Origin of the sequence: Pseudomonas sp. RHF3.3-3 (assembly GCF_048069595.1) — a bacterium.
In the GTDB taxonomy this organism is placed as follows: Bacteria; Pseudomonadota; Gammaproteobacteria; order Pseudomonadales; family Pseudomonadaceae; genus Aquipseudomonas; species Aquipseudomonas fuscovaginae_B.
Genome location: NZ_CP182250.1, coordinates 3,529,225 through 3,540,310, shown reverse-complemented (window position 1 = coordinate 3,540,310; position 11,086 = coordinate 3,529,225). Strand labels below are relative to the sequence as shown.

At 65.4% G+C, this 11,086-nt stretch carries 7 protein-coding genes; 3 read left to right on the top strand and 4 right to left on the bottom strand.

Annotated features, from left to right (window positions below):
* Positions 1–198: 198 nt before the first annotated feature.
* From idi to dxs, 3 genes are read left to right on the top strand one after another with little or no spacing between them, the layout of a single operon-like run.
* Positions 199–765, top strand: coding sequence for an isopentenyl-diphosphate Delta-isomerase (gene idi / locus ACMGT0_RS16025; protein WP_054064562.1), 567 nt, complete (start codon positions 199–201; stop codon positions 763–765).
* Positions 766–777: 12 nt separating this feature from the next.
* On the top strand, positions 778–1,713 hold the full coding sequence (locus ACMGT0_RS16020) for a polyprenyl synthetase family protein (protein WP_416768958.1): 936 nt from the start codon (positions 778–780) through the stop codon (positions 1,711–1,713).
* A 20-nt stretch (positions 1,714–1,733) separates the two neighbouring features.
* On the top strand, positions 1,734–3,542 hold the full coding sequence (gene dxs / locus ACMGT0_RS16015) for a 1-deoxy-D-xylulose-5-phosphate synthase (RefSeq protein ID WP_416768957.1): 1,809 nt from the start codon (positions 1,734–1,736) through the stop codon (positions 3,540–3,542).
* A gap of 24 nt (positions 3,543–3,566) precedes the next feature.
* Here the strand turns inward: dxs and ACMGT0_RS16010 are convergent, their stop codons facing one another.
* The 4 genes from ACMGT0_RS16010 to ACMGT0_RS15995 all read right to left on the bottom strand — a co-directional run bounded on the left by ACMGT0_RS16010 (position 3,567) and on the right by ACMGT0_RS15995 (position 10,539).
* Positions 3,567–5,816 (bottom strand): ATP-dependent DNA helicase, encoded by a 2,250-nt coding sequence (locus ACMGT0_RS16010; protein ID WP_416768956.1) that lies wholly within the window; start codon positions 5,814–5,816, stop codon positions 3,567–3,569.
* Complete coding sequence (locus tag ACMGT0_RS16005; protein WP_416768955.1) at positions 5,813–7,453, bottom strand: VRR-NUC domain-containing protein; 1,641 nt, start codon at positions 7,451–7,453, stop codon at positions 5,813–5,815. Before ACMGT0_RS16005 ends, ACMGT0_RS16010 begins: the two co-directional genes overlap by 4 nt.
* Before the next feature lie 105 nt (positions 7,454–7,558).
* Positions 7,559–9,028, bottom strand: coding sequence for a PLP-dependent aminotransferase family protein (locus ACMGT0_RS16000; protein WP_081009935.1), 1,470 nt, complete (start codon positions 9,026–9,028; stop codon positions 7,559–7,561).
* A gap of 11 nt (positions 9,029–9,039) precedes the next feature.
* Entirely contained in the window at positions 9,040–10,539 is a 1,500-nt protein-coding gene (locus tag ACMGT0_RS15995) for a hypothetical protein (RefSeq protein ID WP_054057370.1), read from the bottom strand.
* Positions 10,540–11,086 lie beyond the last annotated feature (547 nt).

Below are 11,086 nucleotides of genomic sequence, written 5' to 3'. Positions count from 1 at the left end.
AACGCGGTGGCCGCCGGCACGCGCAGGCTGAAGCAGCCGGCTGGGAAATGGACGACAGATGGCAGGGCAGAATGACAGTGGTTCGCTTGCGTCTGGAAAAACGCGATCTAGTCTTTCTCATAACCTTGAGTCAATGCCCTCAACCGAAGTCTGGTCAGCCGTTTTGCCCAGTGACAACGACACAGTGGAGTCCGAGTCATGGAGGAAACCCTCATCCTGGTCGATGAGGATGATTGCGAGACCGGCAGTGCGCAAAAGCTGTTCATCCATCAACAGGGCCTGCGGCACCGGGCCTTCTCGATCTTCATCTTCGATGAACATGGCCGCTTGCTGATGCAGCAGCGGGCCATGGGCAAGTATCACTCCCAGGGATTGTGGAGCAACACCTGCTGCGGACACCCGCGCCAGGGCGAGCAGACCCGGGCCGCCGCGCAACGGCGGCTGTTCGAGGAAATGGGCCTGAGCTGCCCGCTGCGCGAAGTGGCCTCGCTGCTCTACCGGGAACAGGTCTCGAACCAGTTGATCGAGCACGAATTCGATCACCTGTTCGTCGGCCTCAGCGATATCCCCCCGCTGGCCAACCCCGACGAAGCCATGGCCTGGAACTGGCTGCCGCTGGCCGAGATCCCCGGGCACATCGCGGCGGCGCCGCAGCAGTACACGATATGGCTACGCCGGATCTTCGAGACCTACCCGCTGTCGACCCTGCGTTTCTGGTACGAAGTCGCCCTCACCGCGCCCCTCTCCCCTCATTCGTCACGCTGAGAGGAGCGGAGCATGAACACAAACACGCACTGCGCGGTGGCGGGCGGCCTGCCCAACGAAAAAGCCTGCCGCCCCCTTGATGACTGGCGTCGCGCCGTACTGGCACGCCTCGAACAACGGCTCGATGCGCAACTGCCACCGGCGCACACCGTGCCCTCACGCCTGCACGAGGCCATGCGCCATGCCCTGCTGAACCCGGGCAAGCGCCTGCGTCCGCTGCTGTGCCAGGCCAGCGGCCTGGTGGTAGGCGCCGATCCGCAGGCCCTCGACGTGGTGAGTGCCGCCCTGGAAATGGTGCATGTCAGCTCGCTGGTCCACGACGACCTGCCGGCCATGGACGATGACCCGTTGCGCCACGGGCAGCCGACCGTCCATGTCCGGTTCGACGAAGCCACCGCCATTCTCACCGGCACGGCCCTGCTCACCCAGGCCTTCCTGACCTTGCAGCACGCCCCGCTGCCCAGCGCCCGCCGACTGCGCCTGGTAGCGGAACTGGCCCAGGCCACCGGCTCGCTGGGCATGTGCGGCGGGCAGATGCTGGACCTGCAGCCGCCGGCAAGGCCGATGGACCTCGACACCCTGGAGCGTTTGCAGCAGCTCAAGACCGGCGCGCTGATCAGGGCCGCCGTGCGCATGGGCGCGTTGTGCGGCCGCCCGCTGCGGGCCGAGGTCGAGGCGCTGGAGCGCTATGCGACCGCCATCGGCCTGGGCCTGCAGGTGGTCGACGACGTGCTGGATGTCACCCAGGACTCGGCAACGCTGGGCAAGACGGCCGGCAAGGACGTCCGCGATGCCCGCTCGACCTACGTCTCGCTCATCGGCCTGGCCGCCTCGCAAGCCCTGGCCCGGCAACTGAAGCAGCAGGCCCATGCCGCCCTGGCCCGCTTCGACAGCCGCGCAGACTGCCTGCGGGCCCTGGCCGACCAGGTCATCGACCGCCAGCGCTGAGCGGTGGAGGCAACTACGCCATGTTCGAACTACTCAATACCATCGACAGCCCGCGCGATCTCCGGGCCCTGCACCGGCAGGCCCTGCCGTCACTCGCCGACGAGTTGCGGGCGTTCATCCTGCACAGCGTCTCCCGAACCGGCGGGCACCTCTCGGCAAACCTGGGCAGTGTGGAAATCGCCATCGCCCTGCACTATGTCTTCGATACCCCGCACGACCGGATCGTCTGGGACGTGGGGCACCAGTCCTATCCTCACAAGATCCTCACCGGTCGGCGCCAGGCCATGGCCGGTGTTCGCCAACAGGGCGGCATATCCGGTTTTCCACGGCGGCAGGAGTCCGAGTACGACAGCTTCGGCACGGCCCATGCCAGCACCTCGATTTCCGCCGCGCTGGGCATGGCGCTCGGCATGCGGATCAAGGGCCGGCGGCGCCACTGTGTCGCGGTGATCGGCGACGGTGCCTTGAGCGGTGGCCTGGCCTACGAGGCACTGAACAATGCCGGGGTGCAGGCAGACCTGCCGCTGCTGATCCTGCTCAACGATAACGACATGTCGATTTCCCCGGCGGTCGGCGCGCTGCGCAACCACCTGGCCGGGCTCACCACCTCGACAGCCCGGCCCGACGCGGCCAGCCTGTTCGAGGCCCTCGGCGTGGAGTACAGCGGCCCCATCGACGGACACGATCTCGACGCGCTGATCCCCGCCCTGCAAGCGCTGAAAGGTCGACCCGGCCCGCAACTGCTGCACGTCATCACCGAAAAGGGTCACGGCTACAGCCCGGCCGCCAGCGACCCGGTGCAGTATCACGCGACGGGCAAATTCAATGCCCAGGAAGGTCTCCAGGCCGTGCCCGCCGCTCGGCAGAGCTACGCCCAGGTGTTCGGCAACTGGCTGTGCGACGAAGCCGGGCAGGACCGGCGCGTTGTCGCCATCACCCCGGCGATGCGCGAAGGTTCGGGTCTGGTGGAGTTCGAGCGGCGCTTTCCCGATCGCTACTTCGACGTCGGCATTGCCGAGGCGCATGCCCTGACCTTTGCCGCCGGTCTGGCGACCGAAGGCCTGAGGCCCGTGGTGGCGATCTACTCGACCTTCCTGCAGCGGGCCTACGACCAGTTGATCCACGACATCGCGTTGCAGAACCTGCCCGTGCTGCTGGCCATCGACCGCGCCGGCCTGGTCGGTGCGGACGGTGCCACCCATACCGGAGCGTTCGATCTGGCCTACCTGCGCTGTGTCCCCAACCTGGTGATCATGGCGCCGGCGGATGAGAACGAATGCCGGCAGATGCTGCACACCGGCCTGTGTCACAACGGACCGGTAGCGGTGCGCTACCCGAGAGGCAGCGGCTGCGGCGTCCCGCTGCAGGCCCGGCTGACGCCCCTGCCGATCGGTCGCGGCGAGATTCGCCGACAGTCGACCCAGCCGGCAGGCCGGCGAGTGGCCATACTGGCCTTCGGTTCGCTGTTGTCAGCCAGCCTGGAGGCTGCCCGGCGCCTGGATGCGACGGTGGCCAACATGCGTTTCGTCAAGCCGCTGGACATGAACCTGATAGAACACCTGGCCAGCAGTCACGACCTGCTGGTAACGGTGGAGGAAGGCTGCGTCAAAGGTGGTGCCGGGGCCGCCTGCCTCGAATACCTGTCCGCCTCGCTCAGTGGCCGGCCGACCCTGCAACTGGGCCTGGACGACCACTTCATCGAACACGGGACGGTCGAGCAGTTGCTGCAAGCCTCGGGCCTCGATGTCGAGGGGATCGTCACCTCGGTCCAGGTCTTTCGCGAGCAGGTCCGCTCGCGCGACGCGCCAGCCCGGGTCGCCCCGCCATGAACACAGTCACTGTGGTGACCGACATCAAAGCTGCCACCAGCGCGGCAACAACTGCCGGACCCGGGCCTCGGCGAACCGGTCATCGATCAGTACCACCACGCCGCTGTCCTGCTGGCTACGGATCACCCGCCCCGCCGCCTGCACCACCTTCTGCAGGCCCGGGTAGAGGTAGGTGTAGTCGTACCCCGAGCCGAACAGCGCCGCCATGCGCTGCTTGATCTGCTCGTTGAGCGGGTTCAGTTGCGGCAGGCCGAGGGTGGCGATGAAGGCCCCGATCAGCCGCTGGCCGGGCAAGTCGATGCCCTCGCCGAAGGCACCGCCCAGTACCGCGAAACCGATGCCCTGGCTGTGCTCGGTGAACTGTTCGAGAAAGGCCTGGCGCTGGCTCTCCTCCATGCGCCGCGACTGCAGCCACAAGGGGATGTCCGGGTGGGTGTCGGCCATCCGCTGCGCCACCTGTTGCAGGTAGTCGAAGCTGCTGAAGAACGCCAGGTAGTTGCCGGGACGCTGCCTGAACTGCCCGGCCAGCAGCTCGACGATGGGCGCCAGCGACGCCTGGCGATGGACATAACGGGTGGAAACCTGGCTGACAATGCGCAGGTCCAGCTGTTCACGCCGAAACGGCGACTCGACGTCGATCCAGGCCGTGTCGGCGGGCAGCCCCAGCAGGTCGGCATAATAGTGCCGGGGGCTCAGGGTCGCGGAAAACAGCACGCTGCTGCGCGCCGCCGTCAGGCGTGGCCGCAGGAACGCTGCCGGCACCACATTGCGCAGGCACAGTTGCGACAAGCGTCGGCGGCCCACATCGCGCACACTGATATCGAACAGGAAATGCTCGTCGAACAGCTCGCCTACCCGGGCGAACTGCAACAGTTCGAAGTAGAACGCCTGAAGCTCGCCATCCAGACCCTGGGGGTGGTCATTGAGATAGTCGCCGATGGCTGCGGTGCACAGGGTCATCGCCGACAACAGCTTGCCCGGCGCCTGGTCGTAGGCCTGGTAGTTGGCGACCTGCTCCTTGTGCAGCGCATTCCATTCGCGGTTCAACCGCTGCAGGGCCTTCTGCAATGGCTGTGGCGCCGTCTTGCGCACCTGCCCGAGCACGTGCTGGTCGAGGCCGGCGCTGTACATCTGGCGACCGCGCTCGACCAGGTTGTGGGCCTCGTCCACCAGGGCTGCGACCTGCCACTGGTTGGCCTGGGCCAGGCCGAACAGCAGCGCGCTGAAGTCGAAATAGTAGTTGTAGTCGGCAACCACCCAGTCGGCCCAACGGGCCATTTCCTGGCTCAGGTAATACGGGCAGATGTCGTGGGCCAGGGCGATCTCGCGCAGTGCCTGGCGATCGAGCAGGGTCACTGCGGCGGCGGCCTCGCGCGCGGCCGGCAGGCGATCGTAGAAGCCGTGCGCCAACGGGCAGGCCTCGCCATGGCAGGCCTTGTCCGGATGCTCGCAGGCCTTGTCCCGGGCCACCAGCTCCAGCACCCGCAACGGCAGGCCTGGCTGGCTGGCGTGCAGCACTCGCGCGGCGTCCAGGGCCAACTGGCGCCCCGGCGTCTTGGCGGTGAGAAAGAACACCTTGTCCAGCCGCTGCGGGGCCAGGGCCTTGAGCATCGGAAACAGCGTACCAAGGGTCTTGCCAATGCCGGTCGGTGCCTGGGCCATCAGGCACCGACCGGTGCTGACCGCCTTGTACACGGTCTCGGCCAGGGCGCGCTGGCCGGGGCGGAACTCGCCATGGGGGAATGCCAGCTGGCGTGCGGCCTGGTCGCGGGCGCTGCGATGGGCCATTTCCTGTTCGGCCCAGTGCAGGAAGCATGCACACTGCCCCTCGAAGAACGCCTTGAGATCGGTGGCACTCCAGGTTTCACGCAGCAGGGTTTCCTTTTCGCTGACGATATCGAAGTACACCAGCGCCAGATGGATTTCGCTCAGTTGCAGGTGCTCGCACGCCAGCCAGCCGTAGATCCGGGCCTGGGCCCAATGCAGTTGGCGGTGGTTGGCCGGCTGTCTGGCGAGGTCGCCACGGTAGGTCTTGATTTCCTCCAGTTGGTTTTGTGCCGGATCATAGCCATCGGCCCTGCCCCGAACCCGCAACTGCTGGTAATGCCCCTCCAGGGCCAGTTCGGCGCGATAACCCTCGCTGCGACGCGCGGCCACGGTGCGGTGGCCGGTGATGCCCTCCAGGGCGGTCGGCGACGGCGTGAAACGCAGGTCGAGGTCGCCGGCCTTGGCGGTGAACTCGCACAGGGCCCGCACGGCGATGCTGTAGCTCAAGCGACCGGCTCCGCCCATTGCACGTAGCAGACCGCGACCGGCATCTGGTGCCGGTGACAGAACTCCAGCCAGCGCAACTGGTTGTCCTGCAGGCGGTCGCCGGGGCCCTTGACCTCGATCATCCGGTAGGTTTTCTGCGCCGGCCAGAACTGGATCAGGTCGGGCATGCCGGCGCGGTTGGCCTTGATGTCGAGCAGCAGCCGTTCGAACCAGTGCCGCAGGTGCGCCGCCGGCAGGCACTCAAGCGCCTGTTCGAGCAGTTCCCCGCTGAGCACGTTCCAGAACACGAAGGGCGACTGCAGCCCCCACTTGGCGACGAAGTTGTGCCGAATGGTCTGCTTGTAGCGCTCATCCGCCAGTTGCTCCAGGCACGCGGCAAACAGCTCGGCGCGGCGGGCATGGAAATCCTCGCTGTGCAGGTCGGCCGGCCCGCTCTGGAAGGGGTGGAAGAACGCACCGGGCAGCGGCGCGAAGATCGCCGGCCAGCACAGCAGGCCGAACAGCGAATTGATCAGGGTGTTTTCGACGTAATGCACCGGCCCCTGCTCTTCCCACAGGTGCCGGGCGACCCGCTGCTCGACCGACTCGTGCGGCTCGCAACTCAGGCTGAAGTCCAGGCGCATCACCGGCACCGGTGCACTTCGGGCAACCGCCGGCAGCCCGAGCCGACGCCGCAATCGCGGCAGAATGCGCTGCAGGTGCTGTTCTTCCCCGGCGCTCTCCGGCGCCGCCAGGGCCTCGTCGGCCAGGGTCATGGCCAACCCGTGCTCGCCCAGGCGCTCCAGCACCCGGATACGCCGCAACCGGGCGCCGGGGTAGCGGCAACCCTGGTAGATCGCCAACGCGCCGGACAGGTCCTCCAGGCGCTCGCTGTGCTGGCCCAGTTGAAACAGCAGCTTGCCGCGCCGACGCTCCAGCCAGGGGTTGTCGGTTTCCAGCCGGTTGACCTGCTCCAGCACCCGGCCCACCTCCTCCCCGACCTCCAGGGCCTGCCGCGCCGCCTGCAGGTGCAGGTAGCCGTCCACGTCGGCGCGGCTGCGCAGGCCACGGGAGTCGGCATGAAACTCGACCTTTTCGTAGCTGAAGATGCCGAGGTCGGCCAGCACGAACTCCGACCAGTCCTGGTACAGGTTGCCGAAGAACATCAGCCGCAGGCGGTCGCACAGGTCCATCACCTGCAGGCTGTAGAGCCGGTCGGGTACCTGCGGGCACCACTGGGCGAACGGCCGCGGTTCGACGTGCAACGGCGCCAGCAGCTCGTACAGCTCGGTTTTCTTCAACCTGGACGGGGCCTGGAACGCCTGGACGATCTCGGCCTTCTGCAATACAGCGAACAGGCTCTCCAACGCCAGCGGCAGGTCATCGCGGACCCAGCCAAGGGCCAGCAGCGGCTGTACCGCCGTGGGGGTGTCGCCAATCTCGTCGTAGTTCAGCCGGCTGCCGCGAAAGTGCTCGCCCTTGCGCATGACCATGCGCACCAGCAGCGCCTGCGCGGCCCTGGGCAGTCTGGCGAAGTCGTCGATGAACGCCCGCTCCCGCGCATCCAGCAAATCGGCGTAACGCTGCGTCAGCCAATCGAGCACACACTGGAAGTTGTTCAGGTAGTAAAACGGATCGTCGAGGGGCGCAGTTGTCACGGGCAGGCAGGACCACGGTTGTCGAATGCTGGTTATGCATACAGATAACAGCCCGCCCCGCGTCTGGCAAACACAATTGGACAAAGGGTTGCCCGGTACGGGGTTTCAGGGCCCGGACTCCAGGCGCAGGGCATTGCATAGCGCGCCCAGGGCCGGCTCCAGGTGGCGGTGACCGTTGGAGGTGCTGCTCAGGCGCAGGCAATCGCGGTGCAGGCCGTGCAGGCTGAACAGTTCACCGGGGGCGATGACGATGCGCTGTTCCAGCAGGTGCTCGAAGACCTTGCGCATGTCCACTTCACTCCGGGCCCGTGCCCAGACCGTGGCGCCGCCCTGGGGCGGGACGAAGTCGAGGCTGTCGGGCAGGCGTTCCTGCAACAGTTGGCAGACCTGCGACATGCGCTCCTGCAGCAGGCGGCGCAGGATACCCAGGTGCTGGTCGAGACGCCCGCTGCCGTACAAGCGGGCAATCGCCTTCTGCCGGGTCGGCGACATGCGGAACGAGCGCAGCAGGAAATGCCGTTGCAGTTCCACCCCGAAGTGTCGCGACAGCAGGTAGCCGAATGGCGCCTCGCAGCCCATGAAACGCTCGAAGCCGGCCAGCACCAGCAGGCGATCCGGGTCGACCAGGTCACGCATGCGCGCGCCGGCGGGCTGGTAGGCCAGTTCACCGTGGCTGTCGTTCTCCAGCAACCACACGCCAAACTGTTCCAGCAGCCGGGCGATCTGCTGGCGATGCTCGGCCGGCATCAGGCTGCCCCGGGGCATGTTGACCGCGGAAGACATCAGCAGCAGCTTGACCGGCTGTGTGCGCAACAGCTGTTCGAGCTGTTCCAGGTCGAACAGCCCGTTGCCGCCCAGCGGCAATTCGACCACGTCGACGCCTCCGGCCTGCAACAGGCGCAGGATCACCCAGTCGCAGGGCGACTCCACCAGCACAGTGGTGTGTTTCAACGCCAGGGCCGCCATCAGGGTTTCCAGCACACTGCGCAGGTCGGCACCGATATAGACGTCGTCGGCATGCCAGTAACGCTGGGCCGAGGTGGTGTAGCGCACCGCCAGGGCGGCTCGCAGCTCCATCTCGCCAAAGGGTTGCAGTTGCGGCTGCTGTTGCCGCGGGTACTGGCGTACCAGTTCACGTTCGAGCAGCAGCAGCGGGTTGTCCAGCGACAGCAGCAACGCCGGCTCGTCATTGCCCAGCACCAGGGTGCCGGGCCTGCGCGAATGCACGTAGATGCGCTCCAGCAGATCGGCCCCACCACTGACGAACGAGCCGCCGGGTACCGGCAAGGCGTAATAGCCCGACTTGGCCTGGGAATAGACCCGCCCCTCCTTCTCCAGCAGGGAATAGGCGTACTGGACGGTGGAAATCGACACGTTCAGGCGCTCGGACAACTGGCGCAACGAGGGCAGCTTGACCCGGGCTTCGGTTTCGACCTCGTTGATCAGGCTGACCAGGTAACGGTAGACCGCCTGGTAGGCAAAGCCCGCAGGCTTGCCTTCCGGGGTCGTTCGCGGCGTCCGGCCGCTCGGTCCGGTCGGGGTCGAAGCGGGTTCGGGAGTTTTCGAGGCAGTCAATCGCAAACCCTTTAGCGTCCCGACAGGACTTCCTTGCGGACTTCGCCACTGTCGGGATGGATGATATCGACACGGTGCTTGTCCGGGTCGCTGGCCCGGACCCGGGCAATCAGCGAGGCGGCGGCACTGAAGTCGACCTGTTTTTTCTGGTAGAGATCCTGCAGGCGTTCAAGGGGCAAACCGCTGACCTCGCTCAGCCACTGCTCAACCTGCTCGCCGGCCGGCTTGCCCGACAGCGCCTTGTGCAGCTCCGGCAAGGCCACCAGCATGCCCGGGTGGCAGCGGCGCAGGAACGGTTCCAGGCCACGGCCCTGATTGACGAAGGGCGCGAACAGCAGGCAGATCAGTTGCCCCTCGCTCAGGCCATAGGCTTCCTGGGCGTAGACCCGGGCCAGCGCCCGGCGGCCGAGGAGTTTCTCCGAGCTGTCGTAGGCCGCCATGGCCTGCTCGATCAGGCGTGCCGACATGCGTTTCTTGCGCATCATCACCACGGCCAGTTGCAGGTATTCGGTGATCCCCGTCTGGTAGCTCAGGCCCCTGACATACTGCGCCTGCAGACCGCGCATATGCGCCATCAGCAAGGGATTGGCGCAGTCGGATTCACTGAAGTGAAACGCCAGGTCGTCGAAGCGGAAACCGAGGAACTCGGTCAGCAACGGCCAGCGCTGCTCGATATCGCTGCCCACCAGGTCATGCACGCCGACCAGCATCGGCGGCTGGCTGCGACTGGAGCGACTGATGGCCGGCCCCTGGGGCTGGGTCGCGGCGTCACCGTAAAGCTCCCGGTAGTATTCCAGGCTGAGTTCGTTGCAGGTCCTGACCGCCTCCTCGAATTCCAGCGCGCGCCCGCCGAGCGGGCTGCGCTCGGGCGTTTCGGTCGAGCGCAGCAACCATGTCAGGTACTGTTTCTGCTCGCGGGGCGGATCGCCGATGATCAGCGCATCGATGCCCTGGTCCCAGGAACTGGCCCGCTCGTAGAAATCGGCCATCGACAGGTAGCAGTTGTTGCAGAAGGTCGTGCGGCCATCGCCCGCCGTCAGATGGCCGTTCATGAGCAGGTCGCGCCGATTGAGGTCGCGCCCCAGGTCGGACAACGGCGTGCGATGGTGGAACGGGCGCACGTGCCGGTTGTCGACCATCAGCAATTCCACCCGCGGATCGTCATAGACGAACAGGGCGCAATACCCCTGATGGATGTTGTTCATCACCGTGGACGTCAGGCCCGCATGACGCGAGGTGGCGATACGCAGGTTGAAGGTGGCCGGCGAGCGGCCGGCGATGCTCAACTGCGCGGCCCTCAGGAAGGCCAGCGTGTAGCTGCTGTCCTTGCCGCCACCATGGGCCACCATGACCTTGAACTCACCGATCCGCTCGATACCGCCGGCAGCGACGATCAGGCGCTGGATCAACAACTGCAGGGCGATCCGTTCGGCGCGGGTGAAGTAACTCATCAACCGTTGTAGGACCTGTTGATATACATAGTTCATTGCCTGCTCATGAATAGAGCTCATAGCCTTTACACCTGGATTGGGTTCAGTGTCGGGCCAACGGCGCTCGTATTATCCGCGCTTGCCAGGTCTTGCCATGTTCAGGTGCCTGTTTGGCGTCCGCCACCGGAACATGTCGGGCAACAACAAGAGTATTACCCCGAGCCTGCAACATCCATAGCAGGATATACGAGAGTGCCCTGATTACTGATTGCCGGTTAGCGTTGGAAATTTTCGGAGAAAGAACTTCCTAGGAATATTCTTACATCAACTTACAAACTTCGATTACATGCAATTTCTTAGCTGGCAGCACCCCGCCGCACGGGCGCTGCCTGGCCCTGCCTATGCTCTGCAAACTCGGCGCCCAAAGCTTGTGCAACTGGACCACTGCGGTACAACAACTGAAACTCGACCATGACTCATTCCTTGAGCTGAAAGTTACCGGTTAATTATCAGTGCTTAGAGCACGATTAACAGATACAGAATTTCTGAAAAAACCAGTTCAGTTGCAGTAAAACAGGCATTCCGGGGAAGTTCATCCGCGATAAAATATTGGACAAAATAAAAAGCC

Coding starts and splice junctions, on each gene's coding strand:
- idi (WP_054064562.1), top strand. CDS start 199: ATGGAGGAAACCCTCATCCTGGTCGATGAGGATGATTGCGAGACCGGC.
- ACMGT0_RS16020 (WP_416768958.1), top strand. CDS start 778: ATGAACACAAACACGCACTGCGCGGTGGCGGGCGGCCTGCCCAACGAA.
- dxs (WP_416768957.1), top strand. CDS start 1,734: ATGTTCGAACTACTCAATACCATCGACAGCCCGCGCGATCTCCGGGCC.
- ACMGT0_RS15995 (WP_054057370.1), bottom strand. CDS start 10,539: ATGAGCTCTATTCATGAGCAGGCAATGAACTATGTATATCAACAGGTC.